We start from the raw sequence: 21,637 nt of genomic DNA, 5'->3' as shown, positions 1-21,637 counted from the left end.
TCAAATTCGCGAAACTTGAGACAGGTCGCGACGCCCCTGTTAGAAGGCGCGCGGCGCCCGTGCGTGTGTCCACTTGGGGTGATTTCTCGAATGCGTAGACTGCTTGCGACCGCGGTGGCGCTTGCCCCTCTGATGACGGCCGCAGGAGCGCACGCCGAGGTCGTGATTTCGACCGCCCGCACGACGCCCATCGTCACCTCTCTGGCCACCGGTACGGCGCGCGACGACATCCGCCTCGGCACCGGCGGCTCGATCGCCGTGAACACCGGCGCGGCGATCACGGTCGATTCGAACAACAGCATCGATCTGGACAGCGGCACCAATATCACGATGGCCAACTCGGCTGACGGATCGACCGCGATCCTGGTCGGGCCCGGCGCGACCGCAGCGAACATCACCATCGGCGGGACCATCACGGTCACCGACAACATTGACACCTATACCGACACGGACAGCGACGGCGATCTGGACGGCCCGATCGCGGCCGGTTCCAACCGCTATGGCCTGCGTCTGGTCGGCGCCACGGCCCTGACCGGCAACATCCTGGTCGAGAGCAGCGGCGCGATTCTGGCCGAAGGCGCCAATTCGCGCGCCATCTCGATCGAACGCGCCCTGACTGGCACGGTCACCACCTATGGCTCGCTGCGCGCCGTGGGCGACAACGCCATCGCCTATTCCCAGACGGGCAACGTCTCCGGGGCGGTCAATCTTGGCGGTCCGGTCACGGCTCAGGGCCGGGGCGTCAACGCGGTCAACATCCAGGGCGACATCGGCGGGCGTCTGACACTCCAGGGCGATATGGCCGCGACCGGCTATCGCTACACCACCCGCCCCGGCGACACCGCTCTGGCCCTGCTCGACGCCGACGACCTGCTTCAGGGCGGTTCGGCCGTCGTCATCGGCGGCAATGTGGCCCGCGGCGTCGTGTTGGATGTGCGCCCCGCCGACCTCATCCCCGACGTGGCGGGCACCACGACTACGACCGACGAGGACGGCGACGGCGTCGCCGACCTGTCAGAGAACAGCTCGGTCATCAACAGCTACGGCGGCGGCGCGGCCCTGACCGTCGGATCCTCCACGCGGGGCATTACCCTGGGCGCCGCCGGAACGACCGCGACCACCAACTACGGCCTGATCAATCGAGGCGTGATCACCGGCGACGGCGTCTATAACAACGTCACCGGTCTGGCCATGCAGCTGGGCGTCCCGGGCGGGCAAACGGTAGCCATCGCCGGCGGTGTTCGCAACGAAGGCTCCATCACGGCCCTGGGCCGCGGCGGCGGCGCGACTGCGGTGTCGATCGGCGCCGGCGTCACCACCCCGCGCTTCGACAATATCGGAACGATCACGGCGGGCGTGTCCAGCGAACTGGCCAACTCACCGACGACGGGCGTCAACATCGCGGCCGGCGCCAACCTGCCCGTCCTGTTCAACAATGGCGCGATCCTGGCCACGGCGGGCGGCGGCATTTCCAACGTCAACGCGATCCGCGACCAGTCGGGCACCCTGACCTCGATTCAGAACGCCGGCTCCATCACGGCGGCGCTGGCTCCCAATACGGCCGGAGCCGCGCTCACCGGCACGGTGACGGCGATCGACGTCACCGCCAACACCACGGGCGTCACCTATCGCCAGTACGGCGAGACCAGCACGCCCTCAACAACCGATCCCGACACTGACGGCGACGGAGTGACGGATTCGAACGAGCCCGTGTTGATCGGCGCCGTTCGCTTCGGCTCGGGCGCCGACACCCTGAACCTCGAAAACGGCTTCATGACCGGCGACGTCTCGTTCGGCGCCGGGGCGGACCGGCTGAACATCACGGGCGGCGGCATCCTGACCGGCGCGATCACCGACACCGACGGCCGTCTGGACATCAATGTGACCAACGGCACGCTGGATGCGCGCCAGTTGACCCGCACCAGTGTCACCAGCCTGAACGTCGGCGCGGCGGGCGATCTGATCGTCACGGTCGATCCCGCGACCTCGACCAACGCCGGCTTCCGCGTCAACGGCACGGCCAATCTGGCGACCGGCGCCGGCCTGGGCGTGCGGTTCAACTCGCTGCTCACAGGGCCCCAGCGGTTCACCGTCATCGACGCCAACACCCTGATCCTGGGCACGATCGACCAGACGGCCGTGCAGGCGAACTCGCCTTATCTTTACCTGGTCAGCGCCGGCGCCGATGTGGCCGCCGGCGACGTTTACATCGATGCCCGTCGCCGCACGGCCGCAGAGGCGGGCCTGATCCCGGTCGAGGCCCAGATCTTCGACTCCTTCTACGGGGCGTTGAGCTCCAGCACCGCGCTGCGCAACGCCTTCATCTCCCAGACCGGCCGCGAAGGCTTCATCAACCTGTACGAGCAGCTGCTGCCTGACCATTCTGGCGGCCCGCTGCTTTCGCTGGCGTCCGGCGTGGACGCCGTAACCCGCGCCCTGAGCGGCCGCAACGCCACGGTCGAGCCCGGCGACACCAGCGCCTGGCTGCAGGAAATCAATTTCTACGCCGACAAGGACAAGACCGACACCTACGGCTTCCGCTCCGAGGGCTTCGGCGTCGCCGGCGGTATCGAGCGCGGTACGGGCCTGGGCGCCCTCGGCGTGTCGTTGGCCTTCACCTCGTCGGACATCGAGGATCCCGAGGCCGAGGCCGAGGAAATCCTGTCCGCCAACCTCGTCGAGCTCGGTCTCTACTGGCGGGCCCAGGGCCAGGCCTGGAGCACCTGGGCGCGGGCGGCGGGCGGCTACGCCACCTTCGATTCCACGCGCCAGCTGGTCACCGAGAACATCAACCTCATCAATACCTCCAGCTGGAACGGCTTCACGCTGTCGCTGGGCGGCGGCGCTTCCTACGAGAAGAATTTCGGCCGTCTCAGCATCCGGCCTGAAGCCTATGCCGAGTATTTCTCGCTCAACGAAGACGCCCATACCGAAGCGGGCGCCGAACCCGGCTTCAACCTGAACATCGAAGACCGCAACGGGCACATGTTCACCGGCGTCGCTGCCGTGAACATCGGCTACGGCTTCGGCGAGGACGGCTGGATCCGCCCCGAGGTTCGCCTGGGCTGGCGCCAGAACTTCTCGGTCGATCCGGGCGAGACCATAGCCCGCTTCGCTTCGGGCGGCTCGCCGTTTACCCTGACGCCGCAGTCGATCGAAGGCGGCGGCCCGATCGCCGGCTTCCACCTCAGCGTCGGCAACGACCTCGGCAAGATTTCCATCAGCGCCGATGCCGAAATGATCGAGAACTACGTCCGCTACACCCTGCTGCTGCGGGCCAGCTTCCGGTTCTGATCGGGCAGGGCGACAAACGACAAAAGGCCGCCGGATCGCTCCGGCGGCCTTCTTCGTGAGCGGGGATAGCCAAGGCTCTTCGTTCAGTGATCGTTGCAATGTGGACAAAGACCATCATCCGCGCCTACAATCTTAACGATTGTCATCGACGGAGGGGTTGTGGCCAGACATTGCGCGGTCGGCGTTTTCGCTGCCTTGATGCTGTCGTCCGGGCTGTCGGCGTGCGCCTCGCTCTCCGGCTCGGCTGAACCCATTTTGGATCTCCAATCGCAGATCGCTCTCGTGAGAAGAGACTATCCAGAGCATGTCATCTACCGCGCATTCGAGAGTGACTCGTCAGACTGCCCGGCCGACGTGCAATGGCCCGCCTGCCGCGCGGGGATGTCGCGAGCTGCCTACCGCAACACCGTTATAAACTTGTACGTCAGCAGTGCGGACGCCGCCTATCATCAGTTCCGCCTGAGTCTGTCCCAAGAGCTGAAGGGAACCGCCTTCGGGTCTAATCTGGCCGTTCTTATCATAAACAGCGTTTCCATCGTCTCCGGCGACAGCGCCAGACGCGCGTTAGCGGCCGGCTCCGCCTTCCTGACCGGCGCACAGGCTTCCGTCTCCCGGGACCTCTTCATCGACCGCACGCTGCCGACGGTGCTGACGGCCATGGAAGCGGCGCGCACCCGGGTGAAGACGGACCTCGTCCGGGGGATGTCAGTCGGCGCCGACGAATACCCGCTCTTCATGGCCATGAACGATATCCGTCGCCTTCAGGATCAGGCTCGGCTCGAAACGGCGATGGAGCAGCTGTCGCAGATCACCGGCGCCCGGGCCGATCTTGAGAACCGGACCCTTCAGGCCGCCTATACGCCCGATCTCCAGGGCGATCTTGCTGTGCGCAAGGCGGAGCTGATGGATCGGATCGAGGCCGCCGACGAGATCACGCTGGAGCAGATCGCGGTCGCGCTCCAGGTAACTTCGGGCCCGACCAGGACTGCTCGCATCGCCGGCCTCCGCGTCGCTGTTGATCGAGGCGTTTCGACCGACGCGGACCTGACGCGGGTCGCGGACCTGGTCAGGCTTGCGACAGCGAGGGGAGTGATGCTCATTGCCGTGCCTCAGATCCCCGAAGACAAACTGGCGGGTGTCATCACGAGCCTCGGCGCGACCACGGCGGCCGATGCGACGGTGGGTGTCCGTCGCACGGTGATCAGCGACTGGATCAAGGCGAATGTGCAGACCGAGGCCGTCCGCCAATCGGCGGAGGCAATTTTGAAGACCGCCCTTGGAAGGGACCTCTAGAATGGCGAACACCCAGATCGTCGGAGCCGCTAAATCCTACGGGCTCGAAAAGCTCAATCAGTGGATCAAGGAACGGGAGATGCTGCTCGGCCCCGTCATCGATATCGACGATGGGGGCGCTTCGACTGCGGCGGAGTTCGATCTGGAAGCCCCGCGCGTGAGGGCCAAGTGGGCGAAGGTTTCGTTGAAGGTCGGCACCCAGTGTGTCCTGCAACCCGGCGCTGTCCTGATCGCGGAAGGTCGGGCGTATATCGCGGGCGTGCTGCAGCCGGTCTGTCTGAGCCGCTGAACGCGAACCCGGCGGAGTCGACAGTCGCCGTTCTGAAGTGGTAGGCGGCGACGGGTTCGAACCGCCGACCCTCTCGGTGTAAATCGCCTCAGATGCCATTTCGCCGTTGTTCAGAACATTGCAAACCGCGCATAAGTCTATGAAATCGTGAAGGACGACCTTTTCAACGCTGTTCGCCGTATTGCGTCGAAGTTTGCACAAACTGCCCCCCTAATGCCCCCCTTCTTTGCTAGGCTCTGTCGGTCTGACCATCAGGACGCCGTGCAATGCCGACGCCAACCATAACGACGGATCGTCAAATCGCGGGTCTGAAGCCGCTCGATCGCCGCTTCGGCGCAAAGTCTCAGGCGCGCGCGGTCGGGCCCTGCGCGTCTGGCCGTCGGGTCTGAGGCAGTTCGAAGTTCGCTATGCCGTCAAGGGTGGACCGCGACGTCGCGTCATTCTGGGCGATTATCCTGAGATCTCGTTGGCCGCCGCGCGGCAGAAGGCGACGGAACTTCGGTTGGAGCTTCTCCAAGGCGTCGATCCCGTCGCCGAGCGCGCTGCGGCCAATCTGCCGGCTCCGCTTCAGGCGACATTGGATGAGATCGCCGAGATCTACTGGGCTGCGGCGGAGCTCGGGTTGCACGGTGGTCGGCGTCGGCCCAAACGCCCCCGGACGATCGCCAATGAGCGCCATCTTTGGAAACGCCATATCGCCGCGTCTCTGGGCGCGATAGCGCCGCGCGATCTGAAGCGGGCTGAGGTCAAGACCTTCATGCGCTCACTCGTCACCGAACGGCGCCTCTCCGCCGCCAGCGCCGCGTCGATCGGCGGGCTTCTTCACAGCGTCATGGCCTTTGCCGTGCAGGAAGAGATGATCGACGCCAATCCAGTGGTTGGGTTAGCGCGGCCGTTGGCCCTGGTGTCCCGTGACCGGCTGCTCGACGAGCCCGGTCTGCGGTTGGTGTGGGGCATCGCGCTGGAAGGTGCAGAGCCTCGGCCGCCCGGCTACCTCAACATTGGCCTGGCCGCGCGGCCGGAGCCGGTCATGGCCCTGGCGATCCAGCTGTTGATGCTGACCCTGACCCGCCGCAACGAGATCGCCGGCGCGCGCAAGGAGGAGTTCGACCTGGACGCCGCGCTGTGGGTCATTCCGGCCGAACGCGCCAAGGCGAACCACCAACATGTCGTCCCACTCAGCTCACAAGCCCTGGAGGTGCTCTCCGCAGCCTTCGCTCTCGATGCCGACAGCCCGTTCGTCTTCCCCTCTCCCCGGGTCGCCGATCAATGCATCGACGAGCAGGCGATCACGCGGACGTTCTCGCGCATCTTCGAGCGTCGCAAGCTGCCGCTTCGGTCCCCTCACGACGTGCGCCGAACCGGTGCGACGACCCTGACCGGGCGCTACGGCGTCACGCGATTCATCGTGGGTCTGGTTTTGGGCCACACGCCGAAAGACGGCGCCGCCGTCACGGCGATCTACGACCGCTACACCTATGTCCCAGAGAAGCGGGCCGCTCTGTCCAAATGGGCCGATCACCTGACCGGCGCGTCGGTGGGCGCCCCGGCGTCCGGAACGCCCGACGCGCCCGCATCCGCCGTGAAGGCCGCCCAGAACCTGGACGCGGCGAAGGCGCGGGCGCTCGCGCTGTGCGCGGATGGCCGAGCCCAGCAGGCCGTCATGACCATGTGCATGGCGGCCAGCCGGGAAGGCTCGGTCTCTCAGGCCCACCTGGATCTTCTCGCCTTCGTGGGCCTCGACCTCGCCACTCGCAACGATTGGTCGGAGCTTGAGGGCTGGATCAACGGCTTTGGATAAGGGGCTGGGAGCCTTCGACCCGGTTCGGGTCATCTGCGGTCACCCCTGCGTCGGCGAGCGCCTCCACAAATAGAGCCCGCAGCTCTTAAACCCCAACAATCCGCACTATTCTCGCTCTAAGTCCCATAAATCCGGTATTTCGGCTCTTGGAGAGACACCTCATGCCCGCCAATCCGCTCGCCAGCCTTCCGGAAGTTTTCTTTTCGACCACGGCCTTATCGGACGTGGTCGCGCGCGCCCGCGCGAAAGGCGCCGTCCGTCAGATCGGCCCGCGTCTGTACACCAAGAACCTGGTCGATCCACCGGAGCATGTCATTCGCCGCAATCTCTGGCCCGTCGTCGCGGCCTACGCCCCAGGCGCGCTGATCGCCGATCGAACCGCCCTTGAGAACGCGCCGGCGTCCGATGGATCCGTGTTCGTCATCTCGAACCGCAAGCGCGATGTCGAATTGCCGGGCCTCACCCTTCGCTCGCGGCGAGGCCCCGAGGCGCTCGATACCGACAAGCCCTTCATCGGCGGCCTGCGTTTGTCGTCGCAGGCCCGGGCCTTCCTGGATAATATGGTTCCGTCCCGCCGCCGCAGCGGGGACGTCAGCCGGACCTTGAGCCGTCCCGAGCTCGAAACCCGTCTGGACGATCTGGTCCGCCGGAACGGGCCAGAGGCCCTCAACCGCCTTCGCGATGAGGCGCGCCGAATCGCCCCTACCCTCGGCCGCGAGAGCGAACTCATCGATCTCGACCGGCTGATCGGCGCCTTGCTTGGAACGCACAACGCGCCCTTGGAAACCGATCGCGGGCGGGCACGGGGTCAAGGCGTTCCCTATGACCCGGATCGGATGGCGTTGTTCGAGACGCTGCACGCGGAGCTTCGCTCGACCGCCCCGGCGACCCGGGTCACGCCGGAGCGCAGCCCGGACGGCCGGGCGACCCTTGCCTTCTTCGAAGCCTATTTCTCGAACTTCATCGAAGGCACCGAGTTTGACGTGGCCGAAGCGGCCGCCATCGTCTTCGACAATGTCATTCCCAATGCGCGTCCGGCCGACGCTCATGACGTCCTCGGCACTTGGCGCATCGTCTCCGACCCGGTCGAGATGAGCCGGCGTCCCCGCACCGTCGACGACCTGTCCGACCGTCTTCGCAGCCGTCATGCCGTCTTGATGGCGGCCCGGCCGGAAAAGGGACCCGGGCGGTTCAAGCAGGAGACCAACCGCGCCGGCCAGACCGTGTTCGTCGCGCCGGATCAGGTCAAAGGCACTTTGGACGCCGGTTTCGAGCTTTATCGCAGCCTGGATACGCCCTTTGCTCGCGCGGTCTATATGATGTTCCTGGTCTCTGAGGTTCATCCCTTCGCCGACGGCAATGGTCGGATCGCCCGGATCATGATGAACGCCGAATTAGTTGCCGAGGGCGAAGAACGCATCATTATTCCGACGATTTTTCGCAGCAACTATCTAAGCGCGCTGAAGGCTCTGTCGAACACGGGAAACCCTCGCCCGCTCGTCAGGACACTGGATTTCGCCCAGCGCTGGGTGCTTGCCCTGCCGTGGCGTTCTATCGACGACGCCCAGACGAAACTGACCAGCGTCAATGCCTTCATGGACCCGTCCGAGGCCGACGATGTCGGCATCCGCCTTCAGATCTACGACGGCATGAGTTGATCAGGACGTCTGCCGTCACGGGCGACGCCGCCTGTCCTGTCAGGTTCAAAACCCAAAGTCACTCTGATCGAGATTGGTTGGCTGAGCCCGACGCCGGGGCCGGAGTGGCGATTGAGGGGCGAGCGGGGGTGCGGCCGGGAGCTCCAACTGGACCGGTACCGGGTGAGGCGATGGCGAGTCCGACCGAAGGGGCGCGCGTCGGGCCATGCCGGGCAGACGCGGCTTCACCGGTGGCGACAATGCTTTGGGGGGCGACTTCGGCTTCCGAGGCGAAGCCAAGGGCTTGGCGACGCTGCGGACGCTTTTCCAAGCTGTGAGCTCGCTTTCCCACCATCCGACGCGGCCGGGCGAGACCGTCACGCGGGAGGGAAAGGTTCCTGCATTCTCCATGCGCCAAGCTGTCGTGCGGCTGATGCCGATGATGTCCTGAACTCGCTCCCATGGCAGCAGCCGGTCCTCAGGTCCGCCGCTCTCGATCGTCACGCCGTCAATCATGAAGCTCATTGCGCCCGCCGTTCTGGCGCGGGGCGTTCCCAGGCCGCACGGCGCAAACCGGTGTCCTGCGCCTCGGCCCAGCCACGCAGAACGCCGCGCGGGTAAAGGGGCTTGCCGCGAATGTGTCGGCAGGGCGGACCATTGCCTACTGACCAGGCGCGGGCGAGGGTCGTCGGCTTCATGCGTATGCCGAACCGCTGCAGATACTCCGAGGCCTGGTTCCGGGTCAGGAGGTCTTCGTCACCTTCGGCCTGTGTCTCAGCTGCAGCGTCCAGATCGGAGGTCATCGGCCGCCTCCCGGTCGGCATTCGCGGGAACTGCGAACGCCCCGGCCCGCCGTCAGAGCAAGGTAGCAGTCCACGACGCTGACCACATAGTCCTGGGTCTCGCGGATATCAGGGATCCGGCCGAGGCGGGCCACGCGGCCAGGTCCGGCGTTATAGGCTGCCAGCGCTAGCCGCAGATCGCCGAAGCGCAGCATCTGTGTCGCCAGATAGGCCGCGCCGCCGGCGAGGTTTTCGGCTGGATCGAAGCGGTCGCGGACACCCAGTTCGGCGGCGGTGCCCGGCATCAGTTGAGCCAGGCCGCAGGCCCCGACTGGAGAGCAGGCCTCGTTACGGTATGCGCTCTCCACCACCACGAGGGCGTGCAGCAGTTTAGGATCAAGGCCGTGCCGGTCGGCGGCCGTGGCGATGGCCGACATGAAAGGCTGGCTGAGAGGACCGAGCCGGGGAAGGTCCATGGCGTCAGTCGGATCGTCTTCTAGCGTCGGCGACGCCGCCTCTGCTTCGACGCCGGCGAACAGATCGCCGCCGGCCTGACGCCAGTCAGCGCTCTGGGCCGAGGCGGAGCCTGCCGCCGCGAATGCCGCGAGGGTGACGAGCAACGATCTCACCATGTCAGTGTCTCCCGATAGACGCCGTCCACCTGCGCCCGACGGATCGGACCGAAATAGCGGCTGTCGAAACTTCCCGGCGTATCGCCGAGCACGAACAGTTCGTCCGCGCGCAACACTCGACACTCCTGCCACGCCGGCAGGGTGGCGCCGCGGCGGTCTCGGGCGACAACCGCAACGTCGCGGCGCCGTGTCGTAACCTTACCGGCTGCCGCACAGACGCGATCCCCGCCGACGGCCGCCACGCGCTTGAGCAGTTTCACATCCGACGGCATGCCGAGGCGGCCGAGATAAGGTCGCGTCGATGGCGGTTGGGCCAAGGCGACCACGTCGCCGCGTGCCGGCTCCGACGTCACGGTTCGCGTATAGAGGCCGAGGGGCAGGCTCGGGCTTTCGTTGATCAGCGCCAGGGCCGGCGCATGATCGGCCACCAGCGAAACGCCGGCTAACGCCACGAGGGGCGAAGCCACCCACAAGGCCAGTCGTCGAATACGAGATCTGGTCATGGCCGGTAGGGCTCCAGGATCAGGTCGCGGGTGATCAGCACCCGCACCGGCGCTCCCGCCCGCAAGCGGATGGACGGCCGGACCTGCAGCTCGCGGTCGATCAGGCTCCCGCCGACCCGCGCGCCCTCGATGGCGGTGGCGTCCCCGACATCGCCCAGCAGTCCACCGCCGCCGTCACCGTCGTCACGGGCGATCTGACCCAAGGTGGTGATGGCGCCGGCGAACAGGGTCGCGACCGCGAGCGGGAACAGACGGCGATCGACCCGGCCCTGGACGCCGACCGCGCCTTGGGCGTCAACGCCCGGTTCCTCGGTCAGGGTCAGGCTCTTGCCGTTGGGCAGGATCAGCCGTTCCCAGGTCAGGAAGGCGCGGCGGTCGCCGTAGCTGCTTTCGCCGTCGTGACGGCCGATCAACCGCGTGCCCTGGGGTACGAGCAGATGTCGTCCGCTGACGGTGTCGAACACGTTCTGGGTCACGGTCGCCACGACCGGACCGCTGCGCGAGGTGTCGATGCCGGTCAGGAGCGCCGCCGAGACGATCGCTCCAGCCTTGAGCTCGAACGGCGACAACGGGGCCATCAGCGCGTGGCCGTTGTAGACCGCACCGTAGTCACGACCCGGACCGGCGGAAGCTTCGACCTGGGCGCCGCCCTGCCCGGCCGGACTGCCGCCAGACCCGCCACCGAAGAACAGCCCCGACCCAGCGGCGTCCTGGGCCGCGGACCGACGTGGGGCGCTCGGGGCCGCCGCGACCGGGCCGTAATAGTCGGGGCTGGACACGCGTGGAGGTGACGCGGACGCGGAAGCGGTTGCCGGCTCGCGGTCGCCGCCCAGCCGTCTTGGCTCGGGCAGCTGGTCGCCCAGCCGATCGTAGCTGGCGGGCTGATCGGTCACGACATCCGAGGCGCGGACGGTCCCGCGCGCCTCGTCGAGCCGCCCCTCGTCGGCTTTCTCTCGCGCATTGGCGCGAAGCTCGGGCTGAACAACGAAGGCCCAGGCCAGGGAGCCCGACAGCAGGGCGGCGGCGGCGATCACCACGCCCTGGACCACGGATTTGCGGAGGCGGACCGCCGTGGGACGCGGGGCCCGGGTTGAAAGCCCGGGCGGTGGCGCCTTGGGCAGGGGCGCGTCGGGGGAGATCGGATCGGTCATGACCGGCCTCCTGTGAGGTCCAGCAGGCGTTCGATGCGCACGATCTGCGGGCGGCTATCGCCAAGGCGGAGCTCCGCCCGGTCGAATACGCGATCGACCACGAACAAGCCGCCCTGCTGGCGATAGTTGACCATCTGCATCTGGCCGTCCGGCGCGATGACGAACAGGGCGGGCGCCTCGTCCACCTGCAGATCGGCCGCAAAGGTAATGAAGGTCCGCGTCCCGTCATTGAACACGGACGTCGGGGTCCAGCGCGGGGCCCGACCGCGCGGCGCGATGCGGTAGTGCGCGTCCAGCGGACCGGAGGGGGTGACCAAAGGATCAGCCGGGTTCGCGGCGACGCCTTCGCTGACCGCCGCGTCAGGCGGGATGACCGCACCCAGGTCCCAGGCCACGGCGGCATTGAAGCCTTCCGGCGCGCCGCTTTTCAGCTGCAGGAAATAGACCCGCTGCGAGGTGGTGACGACGAGGTTGGTCTCGAGGCCGCGCTCCAGGGGTTTGAGGAGGACGTGAGTGCGTTGATTGGGGCCGGCGCCTGACGACGCCTCGCCGATCTGCCAGCGCACGGTGTCGCCGGCCGCCTTGGAAGTGACCGTCTCGCCCGGCGCGAGGGTCAGGGTGGTGACCCGTAGCGGCGCGGTCCAGATCTCATAGACCCGCCCAGGGTCGTAGGCGAAGATCTGCATCCCACCGACGAAGCGGTCAGCGCTGGACGCCGCCCGCGCCTCGACATTGGCCACGGCGATGGCCGATCTCCCTGTCGCGGGGGGCGCACGAGGCGGCGCAGGCGGCGGCGGCTCCGGGGACGAAGACGCAGCGTCCTGCGCCACCACGAACTCGTCCTCGCCGGCATCGCCTTCGCCAAAGACCGGTTCAGCACCGTCGCTCACGATGGGTGTGTCGTTTTCAACTCCGGCGGCGCCACCGAGATAAGGCCTCTCCGTCGCATTTCGGGCCGGCAGGATCGGCCGAACATTCGACACGGAAGCCAAAGCAGAGCGCGGCACATCCGGCAGCGGCGCCGCGCCGCCGCCGAAGGGGCGGAGGATGGCGCAGCTGGATAGGAGCATGGCGCAGGCGGCCAGGCTCAAGAGGCGTCGGGTGTCCATGACACGTCCTCAATCTTCAGTCCCAGGGGGTTCTTCATCAGCTCAGCCTCTGTGCGGGGCGGCTGCAGAGTGGTGGTGATCAGGGCGCGCCAGCGTTCGGTCCCGGCGGACTGGCCGTTGACGAAACGGGTCTCGCGCCATTGCAGATCGTAGGTGCGCTCGGTGCGCCGCACGACGTTCAGCACCTCGACATTGACGGCCTCGCGCCCAGCCTCGGCGAAAGGATCGTGGGCCTGAGCCCAATTGTTGAGGAAGGACGCGGCCTTTGGGGTGACGAGGTCGTAGGCCCGCAGCCAATTCTGGCGGATGACGATCGGGTCGATGGATTTGGAGCGGACGTCGCGGATCCAGTCCGCCAGCGCCCTGCCCGTCTGGGCCTCGGTCGGCTCGTAGCGTCCACCGATGGCGGTGATGCGCTGGGTCTGTCCCAGGTCCGAGACCTCGACCACGAACGGCTTGACCACAGCCCGGTCGGCCTGGACCCACCAGCCCGCGCCGAGGAAGCCGGCCAGCACCAGATTGGCCAGGGCGATGCGCCGCCAGTTCCGGGCATGAGCGATGGACAGGCCCATCCGGTCATCCCAGACTTGGCCCGCCCGTTGGTAGGGTGTGCTTTCGGGGGCCGAGGCCAGGGCGCGTTTGGGTCGAAAGAAGGGGTGCATGGATCAGGTCTCCTCAGTTCGAAGGCTGGGCGAGATCGCGCCCGAGGTTTCGCCGGCGGGCAGCAGGCCTCGTGCGGTGTTGGCGGTAAAAAACGCCTGCAAGGCCGCCGCCCGGGCCGCAGGGCGGCCTGCCGATTGACCTGAGGTTGCTGATCGGCCGGCGGCCCGGTGGAAGCTTTGGCGTGCGGCTTCGGCTGCGCGGTTGATCTGGGCTTCTGGGCGACCCGATTTCGCTTGTCCGAAGGGCGAAGACGATGCCGACGAACCAGGGCCGGCGTCGGCAGGACGACCGGACGGGGCGGACTTGGTCGTGACTGAGTCCGCATCGCTCGGGGCCGCCCAGGCTCCGCTGATATTGGCCGATCGCGTCCCGGTGGCAGGGGCCGGCGCAGCCGCCGGGGCTCGTGAGCTCTGCCCACTCGTTCCGGCATGGGGGGATGCCGACCCTGGACCACGCGGGGATGGGTTGTCATTGGACGGGCGCGACGGCGTGGAGCCGCCGGACGGCGGGCCTGCACGGCCCGAGCTCGCACCGGCGGCGGCCTTGGACGCTCCGGCGAGCTTCGAGGCCGAACCGGCGACGGCGGCCCCGGCCCCCATGATCGCGCCGCCGGCCAAGGCGCCCGCGCCGCCGACCGCCAGAGCGCCGGTCACCGCCGACCCGGCACCGAGCGCTGGACCGCCGGTGACGAGGGCAGAGGCCAGGTTCGGAATAAAGATGGCCAGCATGGCCAGCAGCATGGAGGCCACGAGAATGGTCAGGGCCTCGTAGAGGTCGGGGTTGGCCGAGGGCTGGAGCTGGTCGAACACCGTCCGCGCACCCGAGACCACGATGGCCAAGGCCAAGACCTTCAGGCCGGAGGAGACGACATAGCCGAGCGGCCGTTCCGCGAGGAAGGCGGACTTCGACCAGATGCCGAACGGCAAGAGCACGAACCCGCCCAGGGTGACGATCTTGAACTCGAGCAGGGTGACGATGATCTGAAGCGCGAGGACCGCGAAGGCCAGCATGATGCCGATCATGGCCAGGCCCAGGATGAGGGCGTCGGTCAGGTTGCCGGCGACGTCGAGCGGATTGTTGACCGGCGCCGGGGTCTCTCCCAGCGCCTTCACGATCTCCCAGCCCTGCTGGAGGATTGCCCCGGGGTTCAAGAACTCGCCGCGAGACAGCGTGCCGCCGCCGGCCGTCAGGCCCAGATCGACGAAGCCGACTTGAAGGGTCTCGGCCAGGCTTTGCCAGTCGTTGATGATGTAGGCGAACAGGCCGATCAGCAGGACCTTACCGAAGCCGGACGCAAGGATGTCGCGTTGGGGCGAGAGCATCCACTGAATGCCCGTCAGCGTGACGACCAAGACGATCATCAGACCGAAAACGCCGTTGATCGGACCTTGGAGGGCATCGAAGCCTGCCGAGATGGTGTTTGAGAACACCACCATCAGCTCGTTCGGTGTTTCCATGCTGGGCGCAGCCATCGTCGGACCCCTCAGTTCCGCGCGCGCGAGTAGGGATCGAAACTGGGCGCAGCGGGCGTCGCGCCGTCCCGCCCATAGAACTGCCGCCGCGACTCCGCTCCTGCGGCGCGTTCGGCGGCCGTGCGGGCTGTCTGCTCGGCCATCAGCCGGGACTGGGCCAGCATGATGGTGCGCATCGAGCTCAGGTCTTCGGCCAGGACCGCGAGGATCTGGGTCGAGGACTGGATGGCAGCCGTCTGACCCTGGGCCTGCTCGCTGGCGGACAGGGCGCCTTGCAGACGGCGATCTCGGCCTTGGCTCAGCCGCTCGAGTTCGGCGGCGGTGCGAGCCAGGTCCTGAGCGGTCTCGCGGGCGGCCGTCGTGCGGCGCTCGCTCTGCTGCAGGGCGTTGGCGGGATCCAGACCCTCCACAGCGGTGGGATAGAGATCGGCGAACTGATCCTCCAGCTGTGTCACGGTCGAGGCGACGCCCCGAACGTTCTTGGCCAGTTCACCGATGTCGCGCAGGGCGGAGGTGGTCTCGCCGAGGTGGCTATAGGGCGAGGCGGCGAGCTCGCGGGCCTGATTGGCCAGCATCCGCGCCTCGTTGGCCAAGCTATCGAGCTGGCGTGAGGCCTGGAGCGCGTTCTCGATGTGATTGCGCGGATCAAAGACCACGGCCTGGGGCGGGCTGATCGGAGAACTTGCCGGCGGATTAGCCTTTGCCGGCTCTGGATCGGAACAGGCGGCCAGACCCGCCGCAAGCGCGAGGGCGAGCGCCCCTGCCCTATTCTGCGGCGATCGGCAGATCGGTGAAGGCGTCGAAGACTGAATCGACATGATGCACTCCCTTGGCTTTGAGGAATTCTCGCGCGAACGCGGATGGCTGCGATGGATCGACTGGAGCCCCATCGGTCTGGCCGAGCCGCTCCAGCACTTCGTCGATGAGCTTGTGATCTTCGGGCGCGGAAGCGGCACAGAGCGCCAGGCCGACCCCGGAGAGCTTGAGATCGAACAGCCGCCAACCCCGGGGCTGTCGCCAGTAGTAGGATCGCTTGGGCGCAGCGAACGCGATCAGTTCCAACTGGCGACGGTTGAGCCCGAAGCCGCGATAGAGGGCGGCCGAGGCCGGCTCCAAGGCGCGGGGGTTGGGCAAGAAGACCTGGGTCGGGCAGCTCTCGATCAGGCTGGCCGAGATGCTGGAAGCGGCTACGTCGTCCAGCGACTGGGTCGCGAAAACCACGGCCACCCGCTTCTTGCGCAGCGTCTTCAGCCAGTCGCGGATCTTGGCGGCGAAGGCGGTCTCGCCGAGGAAGAGCCAGGCCTCGTCCAGAATCAGCATCGTCGGCCGACCGTCGAAGTCACGCTCCAGATGGTGGAACAGGGCTGAGAGAACTGGGGCCACGGCCGAGGGCGTGGCCATCAATCGCTCCAGTTCGAAGGTATCGAACCGGCTGGGAGCGTCGCTAACGGCTGCACCGTCGAGCAACGCGCCGTGCGGACCCTTGAGAGTCAGCGGATCCAGCGCGGCGGAAACAGCCCGATCCTGCACGAGGGCGCAGAAGACCGTCAGGGTTCGCTGAGAGACGGGCGCATCGGCCAGGGCCGCAAGCGCGACCCAGATCTCTTCACGCACCCGGGGCGTCGGCTCGACACCGGCCAGCCGGACGGTCTCAGCCAGCCATTCCGCCGCCCAGGCGCGCTCGGCTTCGTCGTCGACCCGACCGAGCGGCTGGAGCGCAAACGCGCTCCCGGGTTCCAAGGCCCGCCAGCGGCCGCCGGCCGCCAGCGTCGCCGCACGGGCCGACCGGCCCTTGTCGAAGAACACGACCCGGGCGTCAGGATAGCGGAACCACTGCAGGGCCAGGAAAGACAGCAGCGCGGATTTACCCGAGCCCGTCGGGCCCACCACCATGGCGTGGCCGACATCGCCGACGTGCAGCACCAGACGAAACGGCGTGGATCCCGTGGTCCGCGCCACCGCCAGGGGCGGTCCGTCGAGACAGGCGTCGCAGGCGGGACCGGCCCAGACCGCCGAGACCGGCAAGAGGTCGGCGAGATTGAGCGTGGACACCAGCGGCCGGCGCACATCGGCATAGGGCTCGCCAGGGAGAGAGCCCAACCAGGCCTCGACGGCATTCAAATCCTCGACCCGCGCCACGAACCCCTGAGCGTTGAGCGCCGCCTCGATCGCCCGGGCCTTCTCCGCCGCCACGCCGGCATCGATGTCCAGGACCGTGACTGTCAGGGTCAGATAGCCGAAGGCGGCGGCCTCGGCGCCGAGGGCTTCCAGCGCGCCGTCGCATTGTTCGACCTTGCCGGCCGCGTCGGTGTCCAGGAGCGGCACCTCCTCCTTGGTGATGGCCTCGCGCATCAGGGTGCCGACGCCTTTGCGCTTGGCGAACCAGCGCTTCCTCAGCCGCACGATCTCGGTTTCGGCCTCGGCCTTGTCGAGCCCAATCCACCGGGCGCTCCAGCGGTAGTCGAACGGCAGGGCACCCAGCGCATCCAAAAGACCCGGCCGGGTCGCAGACGGCAAACCACGCACCGAGACCACCTTCAGCCACCGGTCACCCAGCTTGGGCGAGACGCCGCCGGTGAGGCCGACCTCGGCCAGGGCGGCGTCCAGGAACATCGGCGTCTGATCGGGGCGGATCGACACCGAGCGCGGAGAAACGCAGTCATGCAGCCAGGTCAGCAGCGCGCCATCGTCCAGCGGCTCGATCTCCGGCAAGGCGTCGGTGAGCAGGTCGAGCACGCCGTCGGTCTCGCGGCGGAAGGTCTCGAGCGCCGTGCGCCAATCACGTCCGGCCTTGCCCAGACCGTCGAACAGCCAGCGTTCCATCCGCCGCGTGTCGTCGGCCGGAGGGAGCCAGGTCACGGCCAGGCGAAAGTCAGTCTCGAACGCGGGTTCGGACCCGGAAAAGAGCGCGGCGCGTTCAGCGTCCACCAACCAGGCGGCCTGAACCTCGAATTCGGTTTCCGGATATGGGTCAGCCGGTCGGCGGCGCGCCTCGACATGCAGGCACCAGCCGGTGCCGAGCCGCTTCAGGGCGTTGTTAAGCCGAGCCCGGACGGCCATCAGCTCGTCTTCGGTCGAGGACTCCAGATCCGGTCCCCGGAAACGGAAGCCCGTCGTAAATGAGCCGTCCTTGTTCAGCACCACGCCGGGCGCGACCAGGGCGGCCCAGGGCAGGTGATCCGCCAGAGCGGCGGGACGGCGGCGATGTTCGTCGAGGAACCGCATGATCGCCCTACCCGTCCATATGTCCGGGCAGGGCCAGATGGCGCCGCAACACATCGAAGAACCGCTTGTCGGTGCGAGCGGCGTAGAGGCCGACGGCATGGGCGATGGCCCACCACAACAGGCCCAGCCACCAGATGCGCAGCGCCAGGCCCAGCATCAGGGCGATCGTGCCCATAAGGATGGCGTAGTCACGCGGCATCCCGGCCATCAGCACCGGCTCGGCCAGGGCCTGTGCCACCGGCAGCTCGTAACCGTCCGGGCGGCGATCTTGTGGGTCGGACAGCATCACCCGATCTCCACGCCGCCGGCGAAGCCGAAGAAGTCGAGGAAGAAGGTGGATGCGGCAAAGGCGATCGACAGGCCGAACAGAATACCCAGGCCCCGCCGCATCGACGAGCCGTTCTCGCTCATCGCCACCCCGGCCCCGAACAGCACCACGGCGACCACGGCAGCAGCCTGTACGACCGGGCCAGTGATGGATTCCACGATCTGCTGCAGCGGCCCTTCCCAAGGCATGCCCGACCCGCCTGCAAGGGCTTCACCGGCAAGCAGCAGGCCGCACATCACCGTCGCGGCCGAAAGGCCGCGTGGAACTGTCCTACGCATGGTTGCTCACCTGTTGTTTGGCGCTTCAGGGCGCGCCACGACTCAAGGCAAGCAAACTCTTCCACATGTTGTCAACAGTCATCGTGATTATTTGTCTATGACTTCATAGCAAGTTATATCTGACTTACTGTAACTCCAAATCCGACTTGATGTGACGCCGAGCATTCGACTTGGGTTGGCTTTGATCACGACTTGCAGTGACTTGCGTTCAATCCCTTAGCTGGCGGGACCCAGGCCGAAGCGGCCTCGGTTCGAACAGGCTTTGTTCCAGGCCTCACGCCAATGTCCGGAAAGCGTAGCCGTCGCCAACATCGCCATCGACGGCCAGGACGGTTTCGACGCGTCGGCCCTCAGTTGTCCGCCGAATATGGACGATCCTGTCCACAGCCTGGCCGATGGCGCGCCTCGGGACCGTGCTGGAGACCTCGGCGATCAGGTCCTCGAGCCGCCGCAATGCGTCCTCGGCTGAGTTGGCATGGATGGTCGACAGGCCACCGGGATGACCCGTATTCCAGCTCTTAAGGGTTTCCAGGGCGGCCGAACCCTCCCGCATCTCGCCGACGACGATGCGATCGGGGCGCATCCGAAGGGCGTCGCGCACCAGATCGACCACGCCAATCACCTTGGGCGATCGACGCGTCAGCACGGCGACGACATCCCAGGCGGAGCATTGCAGCTCCGGCGTATCCTCGACCAGGAAGACGCGGTCGTCGGCGAAGGCCGGCTCCGCCAGGACGGCATTGGCCAAGGTCGTCTTGCCCGAGCCCGTGCCTCCAGAAATCAAAATGTTGCGACGCTCGATCGCGGCCGTGCGCAGCGCCCCGGCCTGCGCTTGGCTCATAATACCGTCCCGCACATAGTCATTCAGCCCCCAGATCACCGCCGGACGTTTCCTGATGGAGAAGGCGGGCGCGCGGGCGACCGGCGGCAGCACACCTTGAAAGCGCTCGCCGGTTTCGGGCAACACGCCGGATAGCCTGGGATCTTCGCGGGTCACCGGCTCCCCAACATAGTCGGCGATCAACTTGATCACCCGGTCCCGGGCTTCAGCCGACAGACGCTCACCGGTGTCGCGTCGGCCTGCGCCGAGGATGTCGAGCACGATCCGGCCGTCGGGGTTGGCCATGATCTCCACGACCGTCGGTTCGACGAGCGCGGCCAGCACCGTGTCGCCAAGCGCGTGGCGCAGGGCCTCAAGCTTGCGCTCGGCGACGATGGGATGGGGTTGCATCTAGTTCGCGGCCCGGAAAGTTTGGGGCTCACCTTCTATTCGGTCTGCGGCCGAGGGGCGTTCCGAGCGGCCGTGGACGATCCGCGCCGCCGTGGCGTCCAGCAGCCGTTCGATACGGTGCTCGACGGCCTTCTGCACCGTGGGATCCTCGTCCGCGAAGGCGTCGGGCATGCGCAGAAACAGCGCCTTGGCCACCTCGATCTGCAGTTCCTGGATGATCTGCATGTCCCGGGCTGTCGCCCGCATATGATCGCGAAGCGATCGTTCCAGCTGCAGCAGCCGGTCTTCGGGGTCGGCCTGGGGGGCCTTCTGCAAACCTCGAGCGATGGCCCGGCCCGCCGCCTGGCTGAGCGTGGCCTTGGAGACCTTGGCCTCGCGGTTGAGACCGGCGATGACCTTGGCGTCGGTGAGATAGACTTGAACGCGGGTGCGGGCAGCTTCGGACTTGCGCATACGCTTATTCCTTACTGTTGGCTTTGGCCTTGCAGTTGATCCAGCGCGGCCTGTTGAGCGGCCATCTCTCCAGCCACCCGTTCGTAGATCTCCGCCGTCTTGGCGGCCGCCTTCTTGTCGTCGATGGCCCCAGCCACTTCCTTGAACAGCGGCAGCGAAGCCGCCGGGTCTTCGCCCAGGGCGCGACGGCCGGCCCAGGGATTGGCTGCGCGACCAGGGGTGTCGACCCGCGCCGCCTGATCCGGGGGTGGGATCTTCGCGCGCGACCGAAACGGCTGGCGCTGGTCGTATTTGAGCTTTTTGGTGCGGAGGGGTTTCTGGCCTGCGATGAAGACCAGCTGATCGTCGTCCGGGAGGGCGCGGATCTCGCCAGGCTCCAGCAGGGGCCGCTCGACTTCGGAGCGAGAGACCGAACTTCGTCCAGCGCCGAACCCGGCCGGGCCACTTCGGCTGGTACGCGTCTCGGTGATCGTGCCTGTGAGTCTGGAGACCTTGTCCTGGGTCAGGGGATCGAGCGCGGCGAAGGCGGTGTAGATGTAGCAGTTGTCCAGGATCGTATTATGCGTGCCGTAGGTCTCGACGATGTCGTTCAGCGACTGCGCCACGAACATGGTCTTGATGCCGTAGCCGCTCATCAGCCTCAGCGACTTTTCGAAGAAGGCGAGACGGCCCAGCAGCGGGAACTCGTCCATCAACATGAGCAGCTTGTGGCGCTTGGGCCGGCCGGTGGCGTCTGTGGTTTCATGCGCGGCCAGGGACTGGGCTGCAGCATAAAAGAGGAGCCGGACCAGCGGCCGCAGGGCGGCGGCATCGGCCGGAGCGACCTGGATATAGAGCGAGACCGGGGCCTCGGCGCACATCAGGTCCCCCATGCGGAAGTCGGAGCCCGAAAGGCAGCGCTCGACGTCTTCACCGGCCAGCCACTTGAGGTAGGAGCGCGCCGTCCCCTGGACCGAGGTTCGGAAACGGTCGTGCATGGCCGCATAGCCCTTCACCGCGGTCTTGATAAACGGGTGGGTCTGCGGTTCACCGTTTGGACCCAGACGGTGCAGAGTCTTCACCATCGCGTCGGCGGCGGCGTCGAGGTCGGCGAGGAGCTCACGGACCTTGAGCAGCGTCTTGTCAGCGTCGTCGGCCGTGTAGAGCACGTGGAGGATGACGGCTTCGAGGATTTCCGAAGCGGCCTTGTCCCAGATCGCTTCGTCGTCGCGTGATCCGCCGGGGTCGGAGAGAATGGCAACAAGACGCTGGACCTGCGCAAGTTGACCAGGTCCAGGCTGAATTTCGACGAGGGGGTTCCAGCGCGCCGAGGCAGAACTGCGCGGGTTTATGAATAGAGAGTGAGAAAAGCTCGTGCGCCATCCCGAGGATAGCTGGTGACGTGACCCCCGTTTCTCATCCAGCCATAACGAGAGTCCTTTGGTGATCTGAGCCGTGATTGGCTGGGGTGGCAAGAGGCCGGTCTGCGCAGCCATCAACCAGCGCAGCAGGCCGGC

Annotated in this window: 20 protein-coding genes; 5 read left to right on the top strand and 15 right to left on the bottom strand. The window is 66.9% G+C overall.

Going from position 1 to position 21,637, the window contains the following annotated elements; all coding sequences use genetic code 11:
- The first annotated feature begins 90 nt into the window (after window positions 1–90).
- From ACP7AB_RS08130 to ACP7AB_RS08110, 5 genes are all read left to right on the top strand, one after another.
- Entirely contained in the window at window positions 91–3,294 is a 3,204-nt protein-coding gene (locus ACP7AB_RS08130; RefSeq protein ID WP_425989818.1) for an autotransporter outer membrane beta-barrel domain-containing protein, read from the top strand.
- A 159-nt stretch (window positions 3,295–3,453) separates the two neighbouring features.
- The gene (locus tag ACP7AB_RS08125; RefSeq protein ID WP_425989816.1) at window positions 3,454–4,587 is read left to right on the top strand and encodes a hypothetical protein; all 1,134 of its coding nucleotides are present in this window, start codon (window positions 3,454–3,456) and stop codon (window positions 4,585–4,587) included.
- Window position 4,588: 1 nt separating this feature from the next.
- The gene (locus tag ACP7AB_RS08120) at window positions 4,589–4,876 is read left to right on the top strand and encodes a hypothetical protein (protein ID WP_425989815.1); all 288 of its coding nucleotides are present in this window, start codon (window positions 4,589–4,591) and stop codon (window positions 4,874–4,876) included.
- Between the two features lie 226 nt (window positions 4,877–5,102).
- A complete protein-coding gene (locus tag ACP7AB_RS08115; RefSeq protein WP_426046128.1) occupies window positions 5,103–6,677 on the top strand; it encodes a tyrosine-type recombinase/integrase in 1,575 nt (524 codons plus the stop codon).
- 161 nt (window positions 6,678–6,838) lie between these two features.
- Window positions 6,839–8,335 (top strand): Fic family protein, encoded by a 1,497-nt coding sequence (locus ACP7AB_RS08110; protein WP_425989812.1) that lies wholly within the window; start codon window positions 6,839–6,841, stop codon window positions 8,333–8,335.
- Between the two features lie 45 nt (window positions 8,336–8,380).
- Here the strand turns inward: ACP7AB_RS08110 and ACP7AB_RS08105 are convergent, their stop codons facing one another.
- The 15 genes from ACP7AB_RS08105 to ACP7AB_RS08035 form a co-directional block, all read right to left on the bottom strand.
- Window positions 8,381–8,830 (bottom strand): AlpA family phage regulatory protein, encoded by a 450-nt coding sequence (locus ACP7AB_RS08105; protein WP_425990129.1) that lies wholly within the window; start codon window positions 8,828–8,830, stop codon window positions 8,381–8,383.
- A 5-nt stretch (window positions 8,831–8,835) separates the two neighbouring features.
- Window positions 8,836–9,117, bottom strand: a complete 282-nt coding sequence (locus tag ACP7AB_RS08100) for a hypothetical protein (protein WP_425989810.1) — start codon at window positions 9,115–9,117, stop codon at window positions 8,836–8,838.
- The gene (locus ACP7AB_RS08095; protein ID WP_425989808.1) at window positions 9,114–9,728 is read right to left on the bottom strand and encodes a lytic transglycosylase domain-containing protein; all 615 of its coding nucleotides are present in this window, start codon (window positions 9,726–9,728) and stop codon (window positions 9,114–9,116) included. Before ACP7AB_RS08095 ends, ACP7AB_RS08100 begins: the two co-directional genes overlap by 4 nt.
- On the bottom strand, window positions 9,722–10,231 hold the full coding sequence (locus tag ACP7AB_RS08090) for a S26 family signal peptidase (protein ID WP_425989806.1): 510 nt from the start codon (window positions 10,229–10,231) through the stop codon (window positions 9,722–9,724). Before ACP7AB_RS08090 ends, ACP7AB_RS08095 begins: the two co-directional genes overlap by 7 nt.
- Window positions 10,228–11,382 carry a TrbI/VirB10 family protein gene (locus tag ACP7AB_RS08085; RefSeq protein WP_425989804.1) on the bottom strand — a complete coding sequence of 385 codons (1,155 nt, stop codon included), beginning with the start codon at window positions 11,380–11,382 and terminating at the stop codon, window positions 10,228–10,230. Before ACP7AB_RS08085 ends, ACP7AB_RS08090 begins: the two co-directional genes overlap by 4 nt.
- Complete coding sequence (gene trbG, locus ACP7AB_RS08080; protein WP_425989802.1) at window positions 11,379–12,272, bottom strand: P-type conjugative transfer protein TrbG; 894 nt, start codon at window positions 12,270–12,272, stop codon at window positions 11,379–11,381. The genes ACP7AB_RS08085 and trbG overlap by 4 nt, the downstream gene beginning before the upstream one ends.
- 197 nt (window positions 12,273–12,469) lie before the next feature.
- Window positions 12,470–13,153, bottom strand: coding sequence for a conjugal transfer protein TrbF (gene trbF, locus ACP7AB_RS08075; RefSeq protein WP_425989800.1), 684 nt, complete (start codon window positions 13,151–13,153; stop codon window positions 12,470–12,472).
- Between the two features lie 3 nt (window positions 13,154–13,156).
- Complete coding sequence (trbL, locus tag ACP7AB_RS08070) at window positions 13,157–14,626, bottom strand: P-type conjugative transfer protein TrbL (RefSeq protein ID WP_425989799.1); 1,470 nt, start codon at window positions 14,624–14,626, stop codon at window positions 13,157–13,159.
- 11 nt (window positions 14,627–14,637) lie between these two features.
- Window positions 14,638–15,444, bottom strand: coding sequence for a conjugal transfer protein TrbJ (locus ACP7AB_RS08065; RefSeq protein ID WP_425989797.1), 807 nt, complete (start codon window positions 15,442–15,444; stop codon window positions 14,638–14,640).
- Window positions 15,392–17,851, bottom strand: a complete 2,460-nt coding sequence (gene trbE, locus ACP7AB_RS08060; protein WP_425989795.1) for a conjugal transfer protein TrbE — start codon at window positions 17,849–17,851, stop codon at window positions 15,392–15,394. The genes ACP7AB_RS08065 and trbE overlap by 53 nt, the downstream gene beginning before the upstream one ends.
- Window positions 17,852–17,858: 7 nt before the next feature.
- A complete protein-coding gene (locus tag ACP7AB_RS08055) occupies window positions 17,859–18,137 on the bottom strand; it encodes a VirB3 family type IV secretion system protein (protein ID WP_425989793.1) in 279 nt (92 codons plus the stop codon).
- Window positions 18,137–18,457, bottom strand: coding sequence for a TrbC/VirB2 family protein (locus tag ACP7AB_RS08050; protein ID WP_425989791.1), 321 nt, complete (start codon window positions 18,455–18,457; stop codon window positions 18,137–18,139). The genes ACP7AB_RS08055 and ACP7AB_RS08050 overlap by 1 nt, the downstream gene beginning before the upstream one ends.
- Before the next feature lie 274 nt (window positions 18,458–18,731).
- Window positions 18,732–19,688, bottom strand: coding sequence for a P-type conjugative transfer ATPase TrbB (gene trbB / locus ACP7AB_RS08045; RefSeq protein WP_425989789.1), 957 nt, complete (start codon window positions 19,686–19,688; stop codon window positions 18,732–18,734).
- Complete coding sequence (locus ACP7AB_RS08040) at window positions 19,689–20,141, bottom strand: hypothetical protein (RefSeq protein ID WP_425989787.1); 453 nt, start codon at window positions 20,139–20,141, stop codon at window positions 19,689–19,691.
- Between the two features lie 11 nt (window positions 20,142–20,152).
- The gene (locus tag ACP7AB_RS08035; protein ID WP_426046133.1) at window positions 20,153–21,544 is read right to left on the bottom strand and encodes a type IV secretory system conjugative DNA transfer family protein; all 1,392 of its coding nucleotides are present in this window, start codon (window positions 21,542–21,544) and stop codon (window positions 20,153–20,155) included.
- Window positions 21,545–21,637: the final 93 nt, after the last annotated feature.

The sequence above is a fragment of the Brevundimonas sp. TWP3-1-2b1 genome, from assembly GCF_049896165.1.
Taxonomy (GTDB): domain Bacteria; phylum Pseudomonadota; class Alphaproteobacteria; order Caulobacterales; family Caulobacteraceae; genus Brevundimonas; species Brevundimonas subvibrioides_B.
This window is presented reverse-complemented; position numbering and strand designations above follow the sequence as displayed.